Below are 23,390 nucleotides of genomic sequence, written 5' to 3' on the forward strand. Positions count from 1 at the left end.
CCGGCTCTGGCGCCCGCGCGCCAGCCAGGGCCGGAAGCGACGGCTATTCGGCGCCGCCGGCTCCAGCGTCGTTGTCGCCCTCGTCGGCATCGCCGCCGGCGGCCGTCGGGCCGGGCGTCCCCACGCGCACGTTGCGCGCCGGCACCACGGTGGAGATCGCGTGCTTGTAGACCATCTGGCTGACGGTATTGCGCAACAGCACCACGAACTGGTCGAAGGATTCGATCGTGCCCTGCAGCTTGATGCCGTTGACCAGGTAGATCGACACCGGCACGCGCTCGCGCCGCAGCGCGTTCAGGAACGGATCCTGCAAGGTTTGCCCCTTGGACATGTGTTTCCCCAGCTTTGCGCTTGCTTCTGATTTGTTGTTGTACCGGACCGGCAGGCCGGCCCGCATCCCCCGACCCACTCCCCGTGGCGGCGACGGCCCGATGGTACCGCAAGCCCGGCAGCGCGGGTGCGAATCGCGTCGCGTTCAGGAAGCGCGGCGCACCGCGCCGGCGGGCGCGACGGAACGCGGCAGCGCCGCACCACGGCCTTTCTTGCAGCCCCCCCGGCCGCACGCGCTCCCCGAGCGATGGCAGGCGTGCAGCCGCCGTGGCGCGCGCCACGCTTACGGCAGCGGCGCACGGTCGCCGAGAAACATCGCCAGCGCCTGCTCGAGCTCCGCGCGCTGGCGGGCCGGATCGAACCAGCGCGCGCCGAGTTCGCCGCGCAGCCAGGTGAGCTGGCGCTTGCCGAGCTGGCGGGTGGCGAAAATCGCGCGGGCACGGAATTCGTCCGCACTGGTGGCACCGTCCAGGTGTTCCCATGCCTGCCGGTAACCGACCGCGCGCAGCGCCGGCAACTGCAGCGGCGCCGGATGCGCCCGCAGTTGCGGCAGCGCGCGCAGCGCGCGGACCTCGTCGAGGAAGCCCTGCACCAGCATCGCGTCGAAGCGCTGCGCGATGCGGGCATGCAATTCGGCGCGCGTGGACGGCGCCAGCACCAGCGGCAGCACGCGCAGCGGCAGGCGCGCAGGCGCGGCCCCGCGTTGCCAATCGCTGATCGGGCGGCCGGACAGGCGATACACCTCCAGGGCGCGCTGGATGCGTTGCGCGTCGGTGGCGTGGATGCGTGTCGCGGCCGCCGGATCGATCCGCGCGAGCTCGGCATGCAGCGCCGCCCAGCCGCGCGCCTCGGCCTCGTGCGCGAGCTGCGCGCGCAGCGCCGGGTCCGCACCCGGCATCGGCGCCAGCCCGTGCAGCAGCGCGCGGAAATACAGCCCGGTGCCGCCGGCCAGGATCGGCAACCGCCCGCGCGCGAGGATCGCGTCGATCGCCGCGCGGGCATCGTGCGCGAATTCGGCCGCCGAGTACGACTGCCACGGATCGCGCAGGTCGATCAGGTGGTGCGGCACGCGCGCGCGTTCGACGCGCGTGGGCTTGGCCGCGCCGATGTCCAGCCCGCGGTACACCAACGCCGAATCCACGCTGACGATCTCGCCGCCCAGCCGCTGCGCCCACTCCAAGGCCAGCGCGCTCTTGCCCGAGGCGGTTGGCCCGAGGAGCGCGATGCCGCGCGGACGGCGGTCGGCCGGCATCAGTAGCCGGTGGTCTCGAGTTCCGCCCGCACCGCGTCGTGGATGGCCACGACCCGGGCCGCGGGCGCCGCACTCAGGCGGCTGGCCAGCACGATCGCGATGCTGGCGGCGATCACGCCCGGCACCATTTCGTACAGTGCGCTGCCGGAGTACTGTTTCCACGCGATCACCGTCGCCGCGCCGACCAGGATGCCGGCCAGCGCGCCCCAGCCGTTCATGCGCCGCCAGAACAGCGAGAACAGCACCACCGGCCCGAACGCCGCGCCGAAGCCGGCCCAGGCATAGGCGACCAGCCCGAGCACGCGGCTGTCCGGGTCGCGCGCGATCCAGATCGCCAGCAGCGCCACCGCCAACACCATCGCGCGGCCGAACCACACCAGTTCGCGTTCGCCGGCGTGCGGGCGGACGAAGCCGTGGTAGAAGTCCTCGGCCAGCGCGCTGGAGCACACCAGCAACTGCGCCGACAAGGTGCTCATCACCGCCGCCAGGATCGCCGACAGCAGGATGCCGGCGATCCACGGATTGAACAGCAGCTCGGCCAGCACGATGAACACCCGCTCCGGATTGGCCTGCACCGGGCCCGCATGCTGCGGATGCGCGGCGAACCAGGCGATGCCGAAGAAGCCGACCAGCATCGCCCCCAGCAGGCAGGCGATCATCCAGGTCATGCCGATGCGACGGGCCAGCGGAATGGTCGCGAGCGACTCGGCGGCCATGAACCGCGCCAGGATATGCGGCTGACCGAAGTAGCCCAGGCCCCAGGCCGCCGCCGAGACCACCGCGATCCCGCCGCCGGCGCCGATCCACTGCAAGCGCGTCGGATCCGTCGCGTGGATCAGCTCCAGGCCGGCGCCGATGCCGCCGACCTGCATCAGCACCAGCACCGGCACCAGCAGCAGGGCGAAGATCATCAGCGTGGCCTGGATGGTGTCGGTCCAGCTCACCGCGAGGAAGCCGCCGAGCATCGTGTACAGGATCGTGACCGCCGCGCCCCACCACATCGCCTGCGCGTACGGCAGACCGAACACGCTTTCGAACAGGCGCGCGCCGGCGACGATGCCGCTGGCGGCGTAGATCGCGAAGAACACCAGGATCACCAGCGCCGACAGCAGCCGCAGCAGCCTGCCTGCCTCGGAAAAGCGCGAGGTGAAGTAGTCCGGCAAGGTCAGTGCGTTGTCGCAGCGCTCGGTGTACACGCGCAACGGCCCGGCGACGAACCTCCAGTTGCACCAGGCGCCGATCACCAGGCCGACGGCGATCCACGCTTCCGAGAGGCCGGTCAGGTACAGCGCGCCCGGCAGTCCCATCAGCAGCCAGCCGCTCATGTCCGAAGCGCCGGCCGCCATCGCGGTGACGTAGCCGTTGAGCGAACGGCCGCCGAGCATGTAATCGTCGAAATCGCGGGTGGAGCGCCACGCGGCGAAGCCGATGCCGACCATCAGCAGCAGATAGGCGGCAAAGGTGACGAGCAGCGGCGTGCTGGCGGTCATGCGTGGTCTCCCCGAGGGAGGCCATTGTAGACGGCCGGGGCCTGGGCCCCGGCCGTCCGCCGGATCAGAACTCCCTGGACACGCGCAACCCGATGGTTCGTGGCGGGGTGCTGACGATATACGGCTGGTAGCCGCAGGTCAGGGTCGCGCACTCGGCGAACTTGGTCAGCTCCGTGCGCTTGTTGAACACGTTCTTGACGAACAGGTCGAACTTCCAGTCCCCGTGCGCGATGCCGCCCGACAGGTCGAACAGGGTGTAGGCATCGAGGTCGCCCAGCAGCGCGTTCTCGGCATCGCGCAGGTCGGCCCGGCGGCTGCCCTGGTGGAACAGCGCACCCTGCACGTACGCCTCGTTGTCACCGATGTCCCAGCTGTAGCGCCCGGTGAGGTTGCCCTTGAACCTGGCGGTGATGGGCAGGCGCGTACCCTTGGCTGCCTCGGGTCCGTCGACCGGCTCGTCGGTGGCCGGATTGATGGTGCCTGGCGGGCAGACACTGACGGGGTTGCCGTCGGTGCCGTTGAACCCGCAGTAGTCCTCCATCAGTTTGGCGTCGTACCAGGCGAAGCCGCCGGACAGCAGGAAGTTGTAGCTGGCCTGCCATTGCAGTTCCAGTTCCGCGCCTTCGATCCGCGCCTTGTTGGCGTTGCGGATCTCGGTGAGGCCGTTGAGGCCAAGGTAGGAGAATTGGAAGTCCTTCCAGTCCTCGCGGAACACCGCGCCGTTGAAGATGATGCGATTGTCCAGCCACGCCGTTTTCCATCCGGCCTCGTAGTTGGTGAGGAAGTCGGAGGTGTACGGCGGCACCGTGCCGCGACGGTTGATGCCACCGGGGCGGTAGCCTTCCGACCAGGTGGCGTACACCATCTTGTTGTCGTCGATCTTCCAGCTCAGGTTGAAGCGGCCGATCGAATCGCTTTCCTTGACCCGTTTGTCCAGATTCACGCACGGCGCGCCGTGGAACTGCTGGTCGATGGTGCACACGACCACACCGGAGGAGCTGCTCCAGCCCCAGTCGCCGTAACCGAAGAAACCGTACAGGCTGTTGTCGGCGCGGAACCAGCGCATGCCCGCGGTGGCGGTCAGGCGCGGAGTGATGTCGAACGACACCTCGCCGAACACCGCCTTGTCGCGGTCGACGCGTTGCTGTGCAGTCAACCAGATGGTATCCGCCCAGCCTGGCACTTCCTGCACCGCCGACAGCCCGTCCACCTGGTAGTTCTGCAGAATGTCGTGCGACTGCCGCTGCCAGAACAGGCCGCCAACCACGCGCAAACGGTTGTCCGCCGGCGATGCGAGACGCAGTTCGTGGCTGTCTGTGCGGTAGCCGTCGGTGGCGAAGATATGCTGCGACGGATTGATGTAGGTGGCCGGATCGCAGGTGAAGGACACCGGGTCGAAGTCCGTGCACATGTAGGCGCCGTACCCGGAGAGAGTGTCGTACCAGAAGCCGTAGTCGGTGTAGTCGGCCGCCGAGTCGACGTCGCGCTTGAGGTGGGCGTAGGTGTAGGTCAGGTCGAAGTTGCCGACCTTGCCCTGCACCGTGAGCGCGGCCTGGTACCACTTGTCTTTGGAGAACTCCGGGTAGCCATGCATGACCTTGAACTCGCCGACGCTCGGATCGTAGCCGGTACTGCCGTGCGCGTCCTGGTGCTGGCCCATGATGGTCGGGGTGATGGTCCAGTTGTCGTCCAGGTCGATCTGCAGCGCGGCACGCGCACCGACGGTGTCGGCTTCGTTGTAATCGTCCTCGACGAAGCGCGTGTTGTCGGCGACGATTCCGGAAGTCGGGAAGGTGATGGTACTGCGCACGTTGTCGACGTAGCCGGCGTCGTGCTTCTGCCAGCCCACCAGCCGCAACGCCGTGCGGTCGTTCACCGGCAGGTTGACCATGCCCTCGAGCACGTGACCGATGCCGCCGCCGTCGACGACGTTGACCTCGCCACTGACGCTCGCGGCAAAACGCGATGCATCGGGTTTATTGGTGATGATGCGCAGGGTACCTGCCTGCGAACTGGCGCCGTACAGGGTGCCCTGCGGGCCGGCCAGCGCCTCCACCCGGGCGATGTCGTACATGTGCACGTCCAGCGCGCCGGTGATGGTGGTGATCGGCTGCTCGTCCAGGTACACGCCGACGCTGGGCCGCGAGCCGGAATGGTTGCCGTCGCCACCGCTGGCCACGCCACGCATGTACACCTGCAGGAAGCCCGGACCGGAGAACACGCCGCCGCCGGCGGTACCGTAGGACAGGCTCGGAATCAGCTTGGCGTAGTCGTCGAAGTCGGCGACATTCTGCTGTTCCAGTTGCGCCTGCCCGATCGCCTGGATGCTGATCGGCACTTCCTGCAGGTTTTCCTCACGCTTTTGCGCGGTGACGGTGACCGTCCCCAGGGTGACCGCCTTTTGCTCCTGGCTGTTGGCGCTGGTCGCGACCGGCGTCTCCTGGCTACCGTCGTCGGCCGGGACCGGCGCCTCCTGCGCGAGCGCCATCGAGCCCATGGCCAGATAGATCGCCGCGGCCAGCGGCAGGCGCCGCAATCCCGTCGATCCGCGTTTGTGCCTCGTTGTCACGCTGTGCATTTCCCCCTCCCCTCCCGTTGAGTGTCAATCAGGCTATTGCATGGTCTGGAACACCGGAACCTCCGGATAGTGGTCGAGCACCGGCCCCAGCGCCGCCTTCAGCGGCCCCAGCCAGGGCTCGTAATGGCGCCAGTGGTCGACGCCGTCGCGATAGATGGGCCGACGCACCTGTTCCGAGCTGGCGGTGCGCACCGGGCGCGCGTTCTCGAAGAAGCGCAGGCAACCTGGCTCGAACGGCAACCCGCAGTAGTCGAGCAGGCGTCGCACTTCGGCCTCGGTGTCCTCGACCATGCGCTCGTAGTACACACGATGGATGCGGCCCGGCAGGACCGCGTCGAAATGCGCCATCAACTCGACGTAGTCGCGGTAGTAGCGGCCGATGTCGTCGAGGTCGTAGCTGAAATCCTGACCTCGGGCGAAATGCTGCTTGTACAGCGAGAAACCGCAGGCTAGCGGATGCCGGCGCACGTCGACGATCCTGGCATTGGGCAGCGCGAGCTGGATCAGGCCGATGTGCGCGAAATTGTTCGGCATCTTGTCGATGAAGAACGGCGTGCCGGCTTTGCGCTGTATGCGGGTGTTCTCCAGATAGCGTTCGCCCAGCGCGCGCACCGCGTCGGCATCGAGCCCGGCCAGCGCCTCGTGGTAACGGGCGGGGCCTTCGTCGGCGCCTTGCTGACGCAATGCCCGCGTCAGCGAAATGATCTCGGGCAGCTCCATCGTGCCCTCGACCTGCGGGTGGCTGGACAGGATCTGCTCGATCAGGGTCGAGCCGGCGCGCGGCATGCCGACGATGAAGATCGGGTCCTGCGCGACGACACCATATCCAGCTCGCTCGCGGAAGAATTCCGGCGTGTAGATCTCCGCCGCCCGCTGCAGCCGGGCGCTGGTCGCATCGGCCGAATACGGCACCCGCGCCAGCCGCAGCGCATTTCCGTCTCTGTAATGCGAGAACGACGCGACGTAATCGCCGCGATCCTCGAGTGCCTTGCCGAGTGCGAAATCCAGGTGCAGACGGTGTTCGTCCTCCAGGTCCGCGCGTTGCAGCTGCGAGCGCATCGCGGCGATGTCGGTATCGTTGAAGCGGAAGGTCTTGAGATTGGCCAGGCTCCACCAGGCGTCACCGAAGCCAGGATCGAGTCCGATGCAGCGGCGATAGGCGGTGATCGCGCGTTCACGCAGACCGGCGGTCTTGAGCGCATGCCCCTGACTGAGCCAGACCCGCGGCTGGTCGGGGTGTTCGGCGAGGATGCTGTCGTAAAGCTCGATCGCTTTCCCGAAGTCGCCGGTACGACACAGCACTACCGCCATGAGGTTGCGATAGGCGGGATTGTGGGGGTCGGTGGCCAGCAGCCGTTCGACCTCGGCCAGCGCCTCCTGCGGACGATTGCTGCGGTGCAGGACCATGGCGTAGTTCTGGCGCGCCGCATGGAAGCCAGGCGCCAGCTCCAGGCAGCGCTCGAGCAGGTGCGCGGCATCCTCGTTGCGGCCGATCCGCGCCGCGATCTCGGCCAGCATGCGGATCGCGGCGACATCGGTCGGGGCGCGGCGCAGGTGCTCGCGCAACAGGGTTTCGGCCTGCGGGATACGGTTGTCGTGCAACGCGCTCGCGGCCGCGAGCAGGCGCGGGTCGCGGGTGGAGTGGCGCACGTGCGCGGCGTAGGCGGCATCGGCACCGTCGCTGTCGCCCATCGCCGTCAGGTGGTCGCCGAGCGCGCGCCAGGCCTGCGGCAGATCCGGCTGCAGCGCCACCGCGCGGCGCAATGCGGCGACGGCGGCTTCGCCGCGGCGCGCGCGCCCGAGGGCGATGCCGAGCTCGGCCTGCGCCAGCGCCCAATCCGGTTGCTGCCGGGCGAGCCGGTCCAGGATCTCCAGCGCGCGCACGCTGTCGCCGCGGATGCCGTACGACTTGCCCAGCAGCAGCAGCGCCATCGGGTGTTCGCCGACGGCCTGCAGGATTTCGGTCGCCTGTTCGCCGGCCAGGGCCGGATCGCTGTCGAGGAGACGCGACGCGTGGGCCAGGGCGACCTCGACGGACGCCACGGACTCGACAGGCACTTGACTCATGCGGCTCCCCGGCTGTACGGGGTCGAGAGTACGGCGGCGCATGGGCGTCGGCAAGGGTGTACGCCGCAATCCGCCGCGAGGCGGCCCGGGAGCCTCCGCGGCCCCGCGTGCGCGGGACCGGCGATGGCGCGGCCTCAGTCCTCGTCCGGCCAGCGGGCCGCCGGCGTCGCCGGTGCGGTACGCGGCACCGGCACGGCGGCGACCGCAGTCCAGACCTTGAGCGCATCCACGGTGGCGGCGACGTCGTGGACGCGCAGCAACGACGCCCCGCGTTGCGCGGCGATCAGGTGCGCGGCGACCGAGCCGTGCACGCGCCCGCGGGGATCGTCGCGGCCGGTGAGCTCGCCGATGGTGCGCTTGCGCGACAGCCCGGCCAGCACCGGCACGCCCAGTTCGGCGAAGCGCGGCAGCTGCGCCAGCAGCGCGAGGTTGTGCGCGGTGGTCTTGCCGAAGCCGAAGCCCGGGTCGACCACGATGTTGCGCTTGGCGATCCCGGCCATTTCCGCGGCGAAGATCCGCTCGGCGAGGAAGCGGTGGACCTCGGCGACCACGTCGTCGTAATGCGGTGCGTCCTGCATCGAGCGCGGCTGCCCGAGCATGTGCATCAGCACCACCGGCACGCCGAGCTGCGCGGCGGTGTCGAGCGCGCCTTCGCGACGCAGGGCATAGACATCGTTGATCATGCCGGCGCCGGCTGCGACCGCGGCGCGCATCACCTCCGGCTTGGAGGTGTCGACGCTGATCGGCAGCGCGGTCTGCCGCGCCAGCGCCTCGATCACCGGGATCACCCGGCGCAGTTCTTCCTCCAGCGGCACCTCCCCGGCGCCCGGGCGCGTGGATTCGCCGCCGACGTCGAGAATGTCCGCGCCCTCCTCCGCCAGCGCCAGCCCGTGCGCGATGGCGGCTTCGGGCGTCGCGTGCTCGCCGCCGTCGGAGAACGAATCCGGGGTCACGTTGACGATGCCCATCACCCGCGGGCGATCGAACTTCAGCAGGCGGCCGGCGCAGTCGAGTTGCGGGGTGGTGTCGAACATCGCGTGCCTGCAACGAAAAAGGCCAGAGCGAACTCTGGCCTTTCCGTTGCGTGCAGGCAAGCGTCAGGTCTGCGCCGCGGGCCCGCCGATCGTCGGCAGCGGGCGCGCATCGCCCTTGTCCTTGCCGGCGCCGTTGCCGGTCCAGCCCATCGGCGGCGGCGGATCGCGGCCGTCCATGATCGCGTCGATCTGCGGCACGTCGATGGTCTCGTATTCCAGCAGCAGCCTGGCCATGTTGTGCAGCTTGTCGAGGTTGTCGGTCAGGATCTGCGTGGTCCGCGTGTAGGCCTTGTCGAGGATGTCGCGCACCACCTCGTCGATCTTGCGCGCGGTCTCGTCGGAGACGTTCTTGTGCTGGGTCACCGAGCGGCCGAGGAAGACCTCGTCCTCCTCCTCGCCGTAGGTGATGGGCCCCAGTTCCGACAGGCCCCACTTCGTGACCATGTTGCGCGCCATCTTGGTCGCGCGCTCGATGTCGTTGCTGGCGCCGGTGGTGACCTTGTCGTCGCCGAAGATCAGCTCCTCGGCCACGCGACCGCCGTACAGCGAGCACAGCTGCGACTCGATCGCGGTGCGGTTGTACGAATACTTGTCGCCCTCGGGCAGGTACATGGTCACGCCCAAAGCCCTTCCTCTGGGAATAATCGTGACCTTGTAGACCGGGTCGTGCTCGGGCACCAGGCGGCCGACGATGGCATGGCCGGCCTCATGGTAGGCGGTGAGGGTCTTTTCTTGCTCGCTCATCGCCATCGAGCGGCGCTCGGCGCCCATCATGATCTTGTCGCGCGCCTTGTCGAAGTGGTCCATGCGGACTTCCTTCGCGTTCTCGCGCGCGGCGAACAGCGCCGCTTCGTTGACCAGGTTGGCCAGGTCGGCGCCGGAGAAGCCCGGGGTGCCGCGCGCGACCACCATCGGCTCGACGTCGTCGGCCAGCGGCACCTTGCGCATGTGCACCTTGAGGATCTGCTCGCGGCCCTTGACGTCGGGCAGGCCGACCACGACCTGGCGGTCGAAGCGGCCCGGGCGCAGCAGCGCCGGGTCGAGCACGTCGGGGCGGTTGGTCGCGGCGATGACGATGACGCCCTCGCCGCCCTCGAAGCCGTCCATCTCGACCAGCAGCTGGTTGAGGGTCTGCTCGCGCTCGTCGTGGCCGCCGCCCAGGCCGGCGCCGCGATGGCGGCCGACCGCGTCGATCTCGTCGATGAAGATGATGCACGGCGCGTGCTTCTTCGCCTGCTCGAACATGTCGCGCACGCGCGAGGCGCCGACGCCGACGAACATCTCGACGAAGTCCGATCCGGAGATCGAGAAGAACGGCACCTTGGCCTCGCCGGCGATCGCCTTGGCCAGCAGCGTCTTGCCGGTGCCGGGCGGGCCGACCATCAGCACGCCGCGCGGGATCTTGCCGCCCAGCTTCTGGAACTTGGACGGATCGCGCAGGAACTCGACCAGCTCCGACACCTCCTCCTTGGCCTCGTCGCAGCCGGCGACGTCGGCGAAGGTGACCTTGGTCTGATCCTCGTTCAGCAGCTTGGCCCGCGACTTGCCGAAGCTCATCGCGCCCTTGCCGCCGCCCTGCTGCATCTGCCGCATGAAATACACCCAGATGCCGATGAACAGCAGCCACGGCAGCACGTTGACCAGGATCATCCCCAGCGACAGGCCGCTGGAGGGCGGCGTCTGCACCGTGGTGACGTCATGGTTGAGCAGGTCGTTGACCAGGTCCTTGTCGCCGGGCGCGTAGGTGGTGAAGCGGCTGCCGTCCTTGCGCTCGCCGGCGATCGTGGTGCGATCCTCGGCGATGGTGACCTTGGCGACGCGGTCGCCCTGCACCTCCTGCACGAACTGGTCGTACGTCAGCGCCTGGGTGGCGGCGCTCTTCGGGCTGAAGCTCTGGAACACCACCATCAGCACGACGGCGACGACGACCCACAGCATCAGATTCTTGACCAGATCGTTCATAAAGATGGGATTACCCTGGTTTTGCAACGTTAATTCAAGCCAGCCACGACACTCGATTTCGCCTGCTTCGCCCTGCCCTTCGCCACGGCCTGGCATTCGCGACCGCGACAAGCGCGGCAGGACCTCCGCTCACCGCTTGCCCTGCGCCAGCGCATAGACCTCCGGCGAGCGCTTGCGCGACGCCGACGGCTTGCGGATCGCCACCGCGGCATACCGCTGTCGCAACTCGCGCACATACTGGTCGAATCCCGTTCCCTGGAACAGCTTGATCAGGAACGTGCCGCCGGGGCGCAGCCGGCGGTCGGCGAAGTCCATCGCCAGTTCCGCCAGATGCATCATCCGCGGCTGGTCGACCGCATCCATACCGCTCTTATTGGGGGCCATGTCCGAGAGCACAAGGTCGACGGGCGACCCGCCCAGCATGGCGTCCAGACGCGATAGGACCGCATCTTCCCTGAAATCCCCATGAAGGAACTCGACCCCGGCCAGCGGCGGCATGTCCAGGATGTCCAGGGCGACGACCCGGCCCGGGCGCGCCGGATCCAGCCGCTCCAGCTCCTGCCGCAGCCACTGCGACCAGCCGCCGGGCGCCGCGCCGAGGTCGACCACGACCATTCCCGGCCGCAGCAGCCGGTCGCGCGCGACCAGTTCCTCCAGCTTGTAGGCCGCGCGCGAGCGCAGGCCCTCGGCCTGCGCCTTCTTCACGTAGGGGTCGGAGAAGTGCTCCTTCAGCCAGCGCTGGCTGGACTTGCTGCGGGTGGCCATGCGGCTGTTTTTCCGGGGAAATCCGTGCCGGCCGGCGCGGTCTCTCCCTGCGGATCGATCCTCCGGCGCCATGATACCCTGAGTGCCCTCCGCAGCCCTCGCGTGTTCGCATGCCCATCGTCCTGACCGCCGCCCAGACCCGTTTCCTGCGCGGCCAGGCGCACGAGCTGAAGGCCCTGCTGCAGGTCGGCGGCAAGGGCATCAGCGCCGCGCTGGTGGCCGAGGCCCAGGGCGCGCTGGAACACCACGAACTGATCAAGGTGAAGGTCGCCGGCGAGGACCGCCAGGCGCGCGACGCCATGATCGCCGAGTTGGCGCAGCGCACCGACGCCGCGCTGGTGCAGCGCATCGGCCACACCGCGATCCTGTACCGGCCATCCACGGACCACCGCCGGATCGTGCTGCCGCGGCCCTGACCCGCCCCGCCGGCGCGGTTCCAGGCCGCGCATCCCGGCTGCGGGCGCGGGCGGTGCCGGCGCAGGCGGAATCCGAGGAACCCACGCCCATGCAACTGAACCTCGAACGCCCGGATTACGACTACTCCCTGCGCGGCGCCGACGGCACCGCGGCCCGGGTCAACGACCGCACCCTGCGGCGCAGCTTCATCGTCGCCCCCGACGCGCTGGTCGAGGACTGGCCGGCCACCGACGTCGCCGCGCTGGCACCGGCCGACCTGGAACCGCTGCTGGCGCTGAAGCCGGAACTGATCGTGCTGGGCAGCGGCGCGGCCCAGGCGTTCCCGCCGGCCGCGACCCTGGCCGCCTGCCTGTCCCGTGGCGTCGGCCTGGAAACCATGACCAACGCCGCCGCCGCGCGCACCTACAGCGTGCTCGCCGGCGAAGGCCGGCGCGTGGTCGCCGGCTTCGTGTTCCCCGCAACGTCCGGTTAGGCGGCTGCAGCGACCGCCCCGCGGGATCGCGCACGCTGCGCGATCGCGCTCACGTTCGCGGTCGCGACGGTGGGGCCCGCGGACGGCGCACGCGGCGCCGGGGCGGGGCTCCACCCGGCACCCATCGCCCCGCCGGCTACCGCTGCGGCAGGTAGACCAGCGGATCCACCGGCTTGCCGTTGTAGCGGATCTCGAAGTGCAGCATGTCGCGGGCCGCGCCGCTGTGGCCCAGTTCGGCGATCTGCTGCCCGGCCTTGACCAACTGGCCCTCGTTGACCAGACGCGCACGGTTGTGGCCGTAGGCCGACAGCCACTGCTCGTCGTGCTTGACGATGATCAGCTCGCCGTATCCGACCAGCCCGGAGCCCGAATACACCACCACGCCATCGGCCGCGGCGTGCACCGGCGTGCCGGCGACGGCGCCGATGTCGATGCCCTGCCGCGTCGTTTCGCCGGCGACATAGCGCGCCAGCAGCGTGCCCTGGACCGGCCAGCGCCAGACGAACGGGCTCGATGGCGGAGCCGCTGCCGGCGCCGGCGTGGCGGGTGGGCGCGGCGCGCCGGTACGCGGACGCACTGCACCCGCGTGCGCGGTCCCCGTCGCCCGCGCGCCGCCGCCCGGATACAGACGCAAGCGCTGCCCGGGGTAGATCGTGTACGGCGGCGCAATGCCGTTCCAGGCCGCCAGGTCGCGGGCGGTGATGCCGTTGTCGGTGGCGATGCGATACAGGGTCTGGCCGCGACGCACGGTGACGGTGGTGCCGTACCTGGGTTGGGACACCTGCACCGGGCCGCGGTCGCCGACGCGGCGCACCACCTGGCTGCTGCCGCAGGCCGCCAGCAGCATGGTCGCCGCCAGCAGCACCGCCAAGCGCCCCCACCCCTGTCGCGTCGCCCTCATCCCGTCTGCGCTCTCCATACCAGGTAGCCGATGCCGGCCGCGAGCAATGCGGTCGCGATCCAGCCCAGCGGTTCGATCCAGCGATGCAGCGCCGCCTCCGCGCGCACCCCGCCGAGGCGGATCGCCATCGCGATCAGGTACACGCGCTTGCCGCGGCCGACGAACATGCTGGCCATGAACGGCAGCAGCGGCACCCCGACGATACCCGATGCCCAGGTGAAGAACTTCAACGGGATCGGGGTGAATCCGGCCAGCACCAGGATCCAGAACGTCTTCCACGGCGAATCGGCGGCGATCCCGCGCAGGTATTCGACCTGCTCGTCGATCTTGTCGATCCAGCCCAGCGAGGCCAGCAGCGGCTTGACCAGCTCGTAGGCGTAATGCCCGAGCGCGTAACCCAGCAGCGCGCCGACCAGCGAGCCGAGCAGGCTCAGCGAGGCGAAACGGAACGCGCGCTGCGGCCGCGACAGCGCCATCGGCGCCAGCATCACTTCCGGCGGCACCGGGAAGAACACCGCCTCGGCGAAGCTCAGCCCGGTCAGCAGCGCCGGTGCGCGCGGATGGCGGGCCGCGGTCAGCGCACGCTCGTAGATCGGCCCGAACAGTTTCATCGCCGGCTCCGGCAGCGTCGGCCGCCACGGGGACAGGGAGAGGAGTGACCGCGGCCACGCAGGGGCCCCGCGCCGCGGACGCTGCCGCAGGCGCGGCCGGGCCGGGGCCGGCTCAATCGAGCATCCCCGACAGCAGCGGCACGAACACCACCGGGCCCAGGTTGTCCTGGGTCACCACGCCGTCGGCGTCCTTGCGCAGGCGCAGCAGCGACTGCCCGCTGCCGCTGCCCACCGGCGCCACCAGGGTGCCGCCGGGGGCGAGCTGCGCGGACAGCGCCTCGACCAGTGCCGGCGCCGCGGCGGTGACCACGATCGCGTCGAACGGCGCGTACTCGGGCCAGCCGATGCGGCCGTCGTCGTGCTTGCTGCGCACGTTGAGGCCGAGCGCGCGCAAGCGCTTGCGCGCGGTGCGCAGCAGCTCGCCGATGCGCTCCACGGTGTAGACCTCCAGCCCCAGCGCGGCCAGGATCGCGCCCTGGTAGCCCGAGCCGGTGCCGACTTCCAGCACCTTCTTCGGCTGCGCGCCGCCGGCTTGTTGCCCACCCGAGAACAGCGCCTCGGTCATCTTCGCCACGACCCAGGGCTGGGAAATGGTCTGGCCGTGGCCGATCGGCAGCGCCGTGTCCTCGTAGGCGCGGGTGGCCAGCGCCTCGTCGACGAACAGGTGCCGCGGCACGGTGCGGATCGCGTTGAGCACGCGCTCGTCGACGATGCCGCCCGCGCGCAGGCGCTCGATCAGGCGGTCGCGCACGCGCTGGCTGGTCATGCCCAGGCCGAGCGCTTCGGGTTGCAGGCGCAGGCGTGCGGTCATGCCGCCGGCTCCTGCGCCGCGGGCGCCGCGGCGCCGTCGTCCAGCGCGGCGGCCAGGCCATCGACCCAGCTGGCGACCTGTTCCAGCGCCTGGTAGCGGGTCAGGTCGACATGGATCGGGGTGATCGCGATGTGGCCGGTGCGCACGGCATGGAAATCCGTGCCGGGGCCGGCATCGTCCTCGGGGCCGGCGGCGCCGATCCACCACCAGGTGCGGCCGCGCGGGTCCTCCTGCTGCACGCACGGCGCGGCGCGGTGGCGGTTGCCCAGGCGCACCACCTCGAAGCCCGCGACATCCTCCCACGGCATGTCCGGCACATTGACGTTGAGGATGGTGTCGGCGGGCAGCGGGTCCACCAGCAGCCGGGCGATGATCTCGACCGCGGCGCGCGCGGCGGTTTCGTAGTGCTCGCCGCGATGATCGCGGGTCGCCAGCGAGATCGCCACCGCCGGCAGGCCGAGGAAACGCCCTTCCATCGCCGCGGCGACGGTGCCCGAATAGATCACATCGTCGCCGAGATTGGCGGTGTTGTTGATGCCGGAGACGACCAGATCGGGCTCGTGCTTGAGCATGCCGGTGATCGCCACGTGCACGCTGTCGGTGGGCGTGCCGTGCACGCACCAGGTGGACGCGTCGACCTGTACCACCCGCACCGGCATGTCCAGGGTCAGCGAGTTGCTGGCACCGGAGCGGTCGCGGTCCGGAGCGACCACCAGCACTTCGTGCCCGGCCTCGCGCAGCCCCCGGGCGAGGGCCCGGATGCCCGGGGCGTCGACGCCGTCGTCGTTGCTGACCAGTACGCGCATGAAGATTCTGCTGGACCCCGGACGTGAAACGAAATGGCATGGGTGCGAGCGCCCATGATAACGGATGCGCCGCAACGACCGCGGCGCTGCAACCGCCACCGCGCCACGCTAGGCTGGCGCCATGGGCAAACGCCGCACGCCGCCGCAGGAACCGCCGCACGCCGCGGCCGAGGACGATGCGTCGCTGTTCCGCGCCGCCGTCGGCCCGGTGCGCGAACTGCCGCCGCGGCCGGCGCCGCCGCGCAAGCCGCCGCCGCGGGCGCTGCCGCGGATGGCGGCGCGCGACGACGCCCAGGCGCTGGGCGAATTCCGCCGCGCGCTGCAGGCCGACACGCTGGAAGCCGGCGACGCGCTGGCGTACCGCCGCGAGGACGTGCCGCCGCGCGTGCTGCTGCGGCTGCGGCGCGGCCTGTACGCCGCGCAGGACGAACTGGACCTGCACCACGCCGACGCCGTCCGCGCCGAGGCGCTGTTGCGCCAGTTCCTGAAGGACGCCACGCATGCGGGATGCGGCTGCGTGCGCATCGTCCACGGCAAGGGCCTGCATTCGGACAGCGGCGTGCCCGTGCTGAAGAACCTGGTCGACCGCGTGCTGCGCCAGCGCGCGGACGTGCTGGCGTTCCATTCCGCGCCGCCGGCGCAGGGCGGCAACGGCGCGGTGCTGGTATTGCTGCGGCGGCGGCCGTAGGACGGCCGGTCCGGGCTGGACCCTGTTCAGGCTGCCGCTGTTCCGCGTCCCGCGGCAGCGTCGGCGATGTCGCCGAGTTCGGCCAGCACCGTGGTCGCGTAGGCGCCGGGCGGCAGCTCGAAACGCAGGCGCAGGGTCGCCGGATCGAGCCAGTCCCAGGCCAGCGCCTGCGGCCGCAGGCGGGTAGCGCGGCGTTCCTGTTTCAGGCCGGCCGCTTCCAGGCCCGCGCGCAGGGCCAGCGACTGCGCATCGTCCAGCGCCGCGAGTTCCAGCGCCGCCGCCGCGCCGCCGCTGCGCAGGGCGCCGCGCCCCCACAGCGGCGCGCTGGGGTGGATGTCGAACGCCGCCAGCCGCTGCGCCAGGGCCTCGCTCCACGGCTCCGGCCCGAATACGCTGCGGCTGCCGTCGAGCACCCAGACCTCGCCCTCCAGCGCCCGGTCCCAGTGGCCGGCCGCCACCCGCGCGCCCAGCACCCGGTTGAACAGCTGCGAGCGCGCCGCCGACAACAGGTAAGTGCGCTGGTCGCGGCCGACGCGGCGGCCGCCAAACAGCGCCAGCGCATTGGCAAGGTTGTCGCCGCCGCGGCCAAAGCGCTGCTCGCCGAAATAATTGGGCACTCCGCGTGCGCCGATCGCCTGCAGGCGCGCGTCGATCGCTGCGCGCTCGCCGCGCACCTCGCGCAACGTGAGCAGGAAACGGTTGCCGGCCAGCGCCCCGCGCGGCAGCTTCTTCGCATGCCAGGCGTGCGCCAGCACGCGCAGCTCCTCGCTGTCCAGCGCGCCGAGATCGGGCGCGACCTTCTTCGGCAGGTGCACGCTGAAACGCTGGCGGGTCAGCGCATGGCGATCCTTGAGCCCGGCATAGCCGACGCCGGCCTCGCCGATCCCCGCCCATTCGGCAATCCGCTTCGCGGCGAAGGCCGTGTTCATGCCGCGCTTCTCGACCGTCAGCAGGAGATGCTCGCCCGCGCCGCTGGCGGCGAAGGCATCGAGTTCCTCGACCCGGAAATCCTCCGGCACGCTGCGGATCCGCGCCGTCGCCACCGCCGCGCCGTGCGCCCGCGGCAGCGCCTCGTTCGCCCCGCCGCCTGCGCTCACGCGCGCACGAGCAGGCACGCCGCCTGCGCCGCGATGCCTTCGCCGCGTCCGCTGAAACCCAGGCGCTCGGTGGTGGTGGCCTTGACGCTGACGGCGTCGATCTCGACCCCCAGCGCCGCGGCCAGCGTCCGGCGCATCGCCTCGACGTGCGGCCCGAGCTTCGGCAGCTCGCAGATCACGGTGAGGTCGGCGTTGCCGACCCGCCAGCCGCGCGCGCGCAGCAGCCCGTCGCAATGGCGCAGGAACGCCAGGCTGTCGGCTCCTTTCCATTGCGGATCCGATGGCGGGAAATGTCGGCCGATATCGCCCAGCGCCAGCGCGCCGAGCATGGCGTCGCACAGCGCATGGACGACGACATCGCCGTCGCTGTGCGCGACCACGCCGCGCGCGTGCGCTACGCGCACCCCGCCAAGCATGAGGTGGTCGCCCTCGCCGAAGGCGTGCACGTCGAAACCTTGGCCGATGCGGAAGTCCATGCGGGGATTGTAGGGGCTCGGGCGGCAGCCGCCGCAACGCCGACCCCGCCGGCTGCCGATGGCGGCCGCTCGCGCCGGCGCGGCCGGCGCCACGGCTATGCCGAGCGCAGGTACGCGAAATAGGCCAGGTCCGAGGGGGTGGTGACCTTGAGGTTGTCGGCGCTGCCCTCGACCAGCAACGGCCGATGGCCCTGGCGCTCCATCGCCATCGACTCGTCGGTGACCGCGACACCATCGCGCTGCGCGGCTTCCAGCGCGCGGGTGAGCTGCAGGCGCCGGAACAGCTGCGGGGTCAGCGCGCGCCACAGGCGCTCGCGCGATGGGGTGGCATCGATGCCGCCATCGTCGCCGGCGCGCTTGAGGGTGTCGCGCACCGGCGTGGCCAGGATCGCGCCGACCGGGTCGTTGCGGCCGCGTTCGAGCAGCCGCTCCAGGTCGGCCAGGGCCAGGTTCGGGCGCGCGGCGTCGTGCACCAGCACGAAATCGTCGGCGCGCACGCTCTCCGGCAACGCCGCCAGGCCGGCCAATACCGAATCGGCCCGCGTCGCGCCGCCGACGCAGGTCAGCAGCGGCTTGCCGGCGCACTCGTGCCAGCCGGGCCAATGCGCGTCGTCCGCGGCCAGCACCACCACCGCGCCTTCGACCGCGGGGTGCGCCAGCAGCGCGCGCAGGGTGTGCGCGAGCAGCGGCGCGCCCGCCACGTCCAGGTACTGCTTGGGGACATCGCCGCCGAAACGCGCGCCGTGGCCGGCGGCCGGCACCACCGCCCAGAGCCCGCCCCGGGCCCGCTCCGCGGTCACGGCGCCGGCTCCGGCGCTTCGGCCGCGCCGGCCGGTTCCTGCGCGGGCGCCGGTTCCGGCTCGACCACGCGGTAGAAGGTCTCGCCCGGGCGGATCATGCCGAGCTCGTTGCGCGCGCGCTCCTCGACCGCGGCCTCGCCGGACTTGAGATCCTCGACCTCGGCCGCGAGCGCGTCGTTGCGCTGCTGCAACCCGGCGTTGTCGCGCGTCTGCCGCTGCACCTGCCGCTGCAGCGCCTCCACCTCGCGCTGCCCGCCGTTGCCGAACCACAGCCGGTACTGCAACCAGCCCAGCAGCACCAGCAACAGCAGCAGCACGATCCGCAGGCCGCGCATCGACGATGGACGTCCGTCAGCGCCGCAGCGAAACGAAGGCGTCGCGGCCGGCGTAGCGCGCGCCGGCGCCGAGCTGCTCCTCGATCCGCAGCAACTGGTTGTACTTGGCGACGCGGTCGCTGCGGCACAGCGAGCCGGTCTTGATCTGGGTGGCGGTGGTGGCGACCGCGATGTCGGCGATGGTGGTGTCCTCGGTCTCGCCGGAGCGGTGCGAGACGATCGCCGCGTAGCCGGCCGCATCGGCCATCGCGATCGCCTCCAGGGTTTCGCTCAGGGTGCCGATCTGGTTGACCTTGATCAGGATCGCGTTGGCCACGGCCTGCTCGATGCCGTCCTTGAAGATCTTCGGGTTGGTCACGAACAGGTCGTCGCCGACCAGTTGCACCTTGTTGCCCAGCCGCTGGGTCAGCAGCTTCCAGCCGGTCCAGTCGCCCTCGTCCATGCCGTCCTCGATGGTGACGATGGGGTATTGCGCGGCCCAGTTGGCGAGGAAATCGACGAACTGTTCGCTGGTCAGGCGCTTGCCTTCGCCGGTGAGGTTGTACTTGCCGTTGTCGTAGAACTCGCTGGAGGCCACGTCCAGGCCCAGCAACACGTCCTCGCCGGCGGTGTAGCCGGCCTTGCCGATGGCTTCCAGGATCGTCTCCAGCGCCTCCTCGTTGCTGCGCAGGTCCGGCGCGAAACCGCCCTCGTCGCCGACCGCGGTGGACAGGCCGCGGCCCTTCAGCACCGCCTTGAGCGCATGGAAGATCTCGGCGCCCGAGCGCAGCGCTTCGGCGAAGGAATCGAAGCCGACCGGCAGGATCATGAATTCCTGCAGGTCGACGTTGTTGTCGGCGTGGGCGCCGCCGTTGATGATGTTCATCATCGGCACCGGCAGCGATACCGCGCGGCCCGCGGCCAGGTGCTGCCACAACGGCAGCTTGCGCGACGCGGCGAGCGCATGCGCGTGGGCCAGCGACACGCCCAGCAGCGCGTTGGCGCCCAGACGGCCCTTGTTCTCGGTGCCGTCGAGGTCGATCAGGCGCCGGTCGAGTTCGGCCTGGTCGCCGTCGAAGCCGTGCAGCGCGTTGGCGATCGTGGTGTTGACGTGGGCCACTGCCTTGCGCACGCCCTTGCCGCCGTAGCGGGTCTTGTCGCCGTCGCGCAGTTCCACCGCCTCCTTGCTGCCGGTGGACGCGCCCGAGGGCACCAGGGCTCGGCCGAAGCTGCCGTCGGCGAGCGCGACTTCGGCCTCGAGCGTGGGGTTGCCGCGGCTGTCGAGGATTTCGCGGGCGTGGATCTTGGCGATCGTGGTCATGGGATCATCGGTCGTGGTGGGCGATCGTGGGGCGGGCCCGGGCCCGCCGGCTGTGGGTTGCGCGAGACACGGCGAATCGGGATCCGCCTATGCCATCTCCAGGAATCCGTGCTTCTTGGCGACGCGGTCGATCTCGAGCAGCGTTTCCAGCAGCGCGCGCATCTTGCCCAGCGGCCAGGCGTTGGGGCCGTCGGAAAGGGCCTTGTCCGGATCCGGGTGGGTTTCCATGAAGATGCCGGCGACGCCGACCGCCATCGCCGCGCGCGCCAGCACCGGCACGAACTCGCGCTGGCCGCCGGACTTGCCGCCGGCGCCGCCGGGCAGCTGCACCGAGTGGGTGGCGTCGAATACCACCGGGCAGCCGGTGTCGCGCATCACGCTGAGCGCGCGCATGTCGCTGACCAGGTTGTTGTAGCCGAAACTGACGCCGCGCTCGCAGACCATGATCTGCCGGTTGCCGGTTGCCTGCGCCTTGGCGGCGACGTGCTTCATCTCCCACGGCGACAGGAACTGGCCCTTCTTGATGTTGACCGGCTTGCCGGCGCTGGCGACCTTGTGGATGAAGTCGGTCTGCCGGCACAGGAACGCCGGCGTCTGCAGCACGTCGACCACGGCCGCGACCTCGTCCATCGGCGTGTACTCGTGCACGTCGGTCAGCACCGGCACCCCGAGCTGGCGCTTCACCTCGGCCAGCACCTTCAAGCCTTCCTCCAGGCCCGGGCCGCGGAAGCTGCTGCCGGAGGTGCGGTTGGCCTTGTCGAAGCTGGACTTGAAGACGAACGGGATGCCGAGCGCGCTCGTGATCTCCTGCAGTTGCCCGGCGGTGTCGAGCTGCAGCTGCAGCGACTCGATCACGCAGGGGCCGGCGATCAGGAAGAACGGGCGGTCCAGGCCGACCTCGAAACCGCAGAGCTTCATGCCCGGATTCCCGCAGGCGCGACATCGATCGCGGCGTTCGTTGCCCCCGGATCGCGACGGACGTCGCTCCCGCGAAAAGCCGCCATCACGCGCTCGCCTCCTTCAGCAGCCTGCCACCGGCCTGCGCCTTGCCTGCTCCCGCCTTGCACTCGCGCGCGGCGCGGATGAAGCCGATGAACAGCGGATGGCCCTTGCGCGGCGTGGACAGGAATTCCGGGTGCGCCTGGCAGGCCAGGAACCACGGATGCACCGTTTGCGGCAGCTCGATCATCTCCACCAGGGTGTCGTCCATCGACTTGGCGCTGATCACCAGGCCGGCGTCCTCGAACTGGGTGCGGTAGCGGTTGTTGAACTCGTAGCGGTGGCGATGGCGCTCGCCGACCACGTCGGCGCCGTACAACCGGTGCGCCAGGGTGCCGGGCTTGAGCCGCTGCTCCTGCAGGCCCAGGCGCATGGTGCCGCCCAGGTCGCTGTCCTCGCTGCGGCGCTCGATGTCGCCGCTGGCGGTGCGCCATTCGGTGATCAGGCCGATCACCGGGTGCGGCGTCTGCCGGTCGTTCTCGGTGCTGTTGGCGTCGGCCAGGCCGAGCACGTGGCGAGCGTAGTCGACCACCGCCGCCTGCATGCCGTAGCAGATGCCGAAATACGGGATGCCCGACTCGCGCGCATACCGCGCGGTCGCCACCTTGCCCTCGAAGCCGCGGTCGCCGAAGCCGCCCGGCACCAGGATGCCGTCCACGCCGGCCAGCGCCGCCGCACCCTCGCGCTCGACCTCGCTGGATTCCAGCCATTTCAGCGTCACCTGCGTGCGCTGGCGCAGGCCGCCGTGCTTGAGCGCCTCGGCCAGCGACTTGTAGGCGTCCTGGTGGTCGACGTACTTGCCGACCACGGCGATGGTGACCGCGTCGACCGGGTGCTCGGCCGCGTCCACCACCGCCTGCCACTGCGACAGGTCGGCTTCGGCCGCGGCCTTGTCGCCCAGTTGCAGGCGCTCGACCGCAATCCGGTCCAGACCCTGCTCGTGCAGCCACATCGGCAGCTTGTAGATGTTGTCCAGGTCGACCGCGGAGATCACCGCCTTCTCCGGCACGTTGGTGAACAGCGCGATCTTGCGGCGCTCGCCGTCGGGCAGCGGCTGCTCGCTGCGGCACACCAGCACGTCGGGCTGGATGCCGATGGAGCGCAGTTCCTTGACCGAGTGCTGGGTCGGCTTGGTCTTGAGTTCGCCGGCGGCGGCGATGTACGGCACCAGGGTCAGGTGCATGAACAGCGCCTTGTCCGGGCCGCGCTCGGTGCGGATCTGGCGGATCGCCTCCAGGAACGGCAGCGACTCGATGTCGCCGACGGTACCGCCGATCTCCACCAGCGCTACGTCGAAGCCGGCGGTGGCCGCGTCGATGCAGCGCTTGATCTCGTCGGTGATGTGCGGAATCACCTGCACGGTGCCGCCCAGGTAGTCGCCGCGGCGCTCCTTGCGGATCACCGCCTCGTAGACCTTGCCGGTGCTGATCGAGTTGCGCCCGGACAGACGCGTATTGACGAAGCGTTCGTAGTGCCCCAGGTCCAGGTCGGTCTCGGCACCGTCGTCGGTGACGTAGACCTCGCCGTGCTGGAACGGGCTCATGGTGCCCGGGTCGACGTTGATGTAGGGGTCGAGCTTCATCATCGTCACGCGCAGGCCGCGCGCTTCCAGGATCGCCGCCAGCGAGGCGGCGGCGATGCCCTTGCCGAGCGAGGACACCACGCCGCCGGTGACGAAAACGAGCGGAGTGACGGGGCTGGCTGGGATCATGGCGGCAGCGGCTTGCTGGAAAGCCCCATTCTACAGGCAAGCGCGACCGCCGTGCCGCCCGCCGGACCTGCGGTTGCCGTGCAAGCCCTTGTTCTCGCGACAAAAGTTCTGTCCCAGGCACAGGAACCTTTCGCGGGGAGTCGGTGGCCTTTGCCCGTGCGGAACGCGCCGTGAGCCTCTACGAGGGAAGCCGGGTACCCGGCTTGGGACACGCTGCGAATACATGCCTCAATGTGCGGAAACCCTTGCGAGGGAAGCCGGTGGCCCGGCCTGTGCGGGACACACGGTGAATGCACCCCCCCAAGCGCGGGAACCTCTGCGGGGGGAAGCCGGCGGCCCGGTCTGTGCGGGATACGTGGTGAATGCAACCCTCAAGCGCGGGAACCTCGGCGGAGGGAAGCCGGTGGCCCGGCCTGTGCGGGACACGCCGTGAATACGTCCCTGTAGGCTCCTCGGCGGCATCCATGCCGCCGACGGTCCCGCACAGG

General features: G+C 70.3%; 22 protein-coding genes. 3 read left to right on the forward strand and 19 right to left on the reverse strand.

Features of this window, described 5'->3' with window-relative positions; genetic code table 11:
* Window positions 1-43 precede the first annotated feature (43 nt).
* The 8 genes from hfq to rlmE all read right to left on the reverse strand — a co-directional run bounded on the left by hfq (window position 44) and on the right by rlmE (window position 11,478).
* Window positions 44-331, reverse strand: a complete 288-nt coding sequence (gene hfq / locus D0Y53_RS08435) for an RNA chaperone Hfq (protein ID WP_117202783.1) — start codon at window positions 329-331, stop codon at window positions 44-46.
* A gap of 282 nt (window positions 332-613) precedes the next feature.
* Window positions 614-1,582, reverse strand: coding sequence for a tRNA (adenosine(37)-N6)-dimethylallyltransferase MiaA (miaA, locus tag D0Y53_RS08440; protein ID WP_117202784.1), 969 nt, complete (start codon window positions 1,580-1,582; stop codon window positions 614-616).
* Window positions 1,582-3,072 (reverse strand): sodium/proline symporter PutP, encoded by a 1,491-nt coding sequence (gene putP / locus D0Y53_RS08445; protein WP_117202785.1) that lies wholly within the window; start codon window positions 3,070-3,072, stop codon window positions 1,582-1,584. The genes miaA and putP overlap by 1 nt, the downstream gene beginning before the upstream one ends.
* 64 nt (window positions 3,073-3,136) lie before the next feature.
* Complete coding sequence (locus D0Y53_RS08450) at window positions 3,137-5,608, reverse strand: TonB-dependent receptor (RefSeq protein WP_117202786.1); 2,472 nt, start codon at window positions 5,606-5,608, stop codon at window positions 3,137-3,139.
* A 75-nt stretch (window positions 5,609-5,683) separates the two neighbouring features.
* A complete protein-coding gene (locus D0Y53_RS08455) occupies window positions 5,684-7,717 on the reverse strand; it encodes a tetratricopeptide repeat-containing sulfotransferase family protein (RefSeq protein ID WP_117202787.1) in 2,034 nt (677 codons plus the stop codon).
* A gap of 134 nt (window positions 7,718-7,851) precedes the next feature.
* Window positions 7,852-8,751 carry a dihydropteroate synthase gene (folP, locus tag D0Y53_RS08460; protein ID WP_117202788.1) on the reverse strand — a complete coding sequence of 300 codons (900 nt, stop codon included), beginning with the start codon at window positions 8,749-8,751 and terminating at the stop codon, window positions 7,852-7,854.
* Window positions 8,752-8,814: 63 nt separating this feature from the next.
* The gene (ftsH, locus tag D0Y53_RS08465; RefSeq protein ID WP_199492032.1) at window positions 8,815-10,713 is read right to left on the reverse strand and encodes an ATP-dependent zinc metalloprotease FtsH; all 1,899 of its coding nucleotides are present in this window, start codon (window positions 10,711-10,713) and stop codon (window positions 8,815-8,817) included.
* Between the two features lie 129 nt (window positions 10,714-10,842).
* On the reverse strand, window positions 10,843-11,478 hold the full coding sequence (rlmE, locus tag D0Y53_RS08470) for a 23S rRNA (uridine(2552)-2'-O)-methyltransferase RlmE (RefSeq protein ID WP_117202789.1): 636 nt from the start codon (window positions 11,476-11,478) through the stop codon (window positions 10,843-10,845).
* Between the two features lie 110 nt (window positions 11,479-11,588).
* Between rlmE and yhbY the strand changes: the two genes are divergently transcribed.
* Window positions 11,589-11,894, forward strand: a complete 306-nt coding sequence (yhbY, locus tag D0Y53_RS08475) for a ribosome assembly RNA-binding protein YhbY (protein ID WP_117202790.1) — start codon at window positions 11,589-11,591, stop codon at window positions 11,892-11,894.
* A gap of 89 nt (window positions 11,895-11,983) precedes the next feature.
* Complete coding sequence (locus tag D0Y53_RS08480) at window positions 11,984-12,367, forward strand: Mth938-like domain-containing protein (RefSeq protein ID WP_117202810.1); 384 nt, start codon at window positions 11,984-11,986, stop codon at window positions 12,365-12,367.
* Window positions 12,368-12,503: 136 nt separating this feature from the next.
* Here D0Y53_RS08480 and D0Y53_RS08485 read toward each other — a convergent pair whose 3' ends face one another.
* From D0Y53_RS08485 to surE, 4 genes are all read right to left on the reverse strand, one after another.
* Entirely contained in the window at window positions 12,504-13,286 is a 783-nt protein-coding gene (locus D0Y53_RS08485) for a peptidoglycan DD-metalloendopeptidase family protein (protein WP_117202791.1), read from the reverse strand.
* On the reverse strand, window positions 13,265-13,879 hold the full coding sequence (locus tag D0Y53_RS08490; protein ID WP_117202792.1) for a YqaA family protein: 615 nt from the start codon (window positions 13,877-13,879) through the stop codon (window positions 13,265-13,267). The genes D0Y53_RS08485 and D0Y53_RS08490 overlap by 22 nt, the downstream gene beginning before the upstream one ends.
* A 112-nt stretch (window positions 13,880-13,991) precedes the next feature.
* Entirely contained in the window at window positions 13,992-14,690 is a 699-nt protein-coding gene (locus tag D0Y53_RS08495) for a protein-L-isoaspartate(D-aspartate) O-methyltransferase (protein WP_117202793.1), read from the reverse strand.
* Complete coding sequence (surE, locus tag D0Y53_RS08500) at window positions 14,687-15,496, reverse strand: 5'/3'-nucleotidase SurE (protein ID WP_117202794.1); 810 nt, start codon at window positions 15,494-15,496, stop codon at window positions 14,687-14,689. Before surE ends, D0Y53_RS08495 begins: the two co-directional genes overlap by 4 nt.
* A 121-nt stretch (window positions 15,497-15,617) precedes the next feature.
* Here surE and D0Y53_RS08505 point away from each other — a divergent pair, with 121 nt between their 5' ends.
* Window positions 15,618-16,184, forward strand: coding sequence for a Smr/MutS family protein (locus D0Y53_RS08505; protein ID WP_117202795.1), 567 nt, complete (start codon window positions 15,618-15,620; stop codon window positions 16,182-16,184).
* Window positions 16,185-16,210: 26 nt separating this feature from the next.
* Here D0Y53_RS08505 and truD read toward each other — a convergent pair whose 3' ends face one another.
* The 7 genes from truD to pyrG all read right to left on the reverse strand — a co-directional run bounded on the left by truD (window position 16,211) and on the right by pyrG (window position 22,902).
* Window positions 16,211-17,281: a tRNA pseudouridine(13) synthase TruD gene (truD, locus tag D0Y53_RS08510; protein WP_233511715.1), complete on the reverse strand. Its 1,071-nt coding sequence runs from the start codon at window positions 17,279-17,281 to the stop codon at window positions 16,211-16,213.
* Window positions 17,278-17,757, reverse strand: a complete 480-nt coding sequence (gene ispF, locus D0Y53_RS08515) for a 2-C-methyl-D-erythritol 2,4-cyclodiphosphate synthase (RefSeq protein WP_117202796.1) — start codon at window positions 17,755-17,757, stop codon at window positions 17,278-17,280. The genes truD and ispF overlap by 4 nt, the downstream gene beginning before the upstream one ends.
* 95 nt (window positions 17,758-17,852) lie before the next feature.
* Window positions 17,853-18,557 (reverse strand): 2-C-methyl-D-erythritol 4-phosphate cytidylyltransferase, encoded by a 705-nt coding sequence (gene ispD, locus D0Y53_RS08520; RefSeq protein ID WP_117202797.1) that lies wholly within the window; start codon window positions 18,555-18,557, stop codon window positions 17,853-17,855.
* Window positions 18,554-18,892, reverse strand: coding sequence for a cell division protein FtsB (gene ftsB / locus D0Y53_RS08525; RefSeq protein ID WP_117202798.1), 339 nt, complete (start codon window positions 18,890-18,892; stop codon window positions 18,554-18,556). The genes ispD and ftsB overlap by 4 nt, the downstream gene beginning before the upstream one ends.
* A 16-nt stretch (window positions 18,893-18,908) precedes the next feature.
* Window positions 18,909-20,192 (reverse strand): phosphopyruvate hydratase, encoded by a 1,284-nt coding sequence (gene eno / locus D0Y53_RS08530; protein ID WP_117202799.1) that lies wholly within the window; start codon window positions 20,190-20,192, stop codon window positions 18,909-18,911.
* Between the two features lie 87 nt (window positions 20,193-20,279).
* Window positions 20,280-21,110 (reverse strand): 3-deoxy-8-phosphooctulonate synthase, encoded by an 831-nt coding sequence (gene kdsA / locus D0Y53_RS08535; protein WP_117202800.1) that lies wholly within the window; start codon window positions 21,108-21,110, stop codon window positions 20,280-20,282.
* 85 nt (window positions 21,111-21,195) lie between these two features.
* A complete protein-coding gene (gene pyrG, locus D0Y53_RS08540; protein WP_117202801.1) occupies window positions 21,196-22,902 on the reverse strand; it encodes a CTP synthase in 1,707 nt (568 codons plus the stop codon).
* Window positions 22,903-23,390 lie beyond the last annotated feature (488 nt).

It is taken from the genome of Cognatiluteimonas weifangensis (assembly GCF_003416885.1).
GTDB lineage: Bacteria > Pseudomonadota > Gammaproteobacteria > Xanthomonadales > Xanthomonadaceae > Cognatiluteimonas > Cognatiluteimonas weifangensis.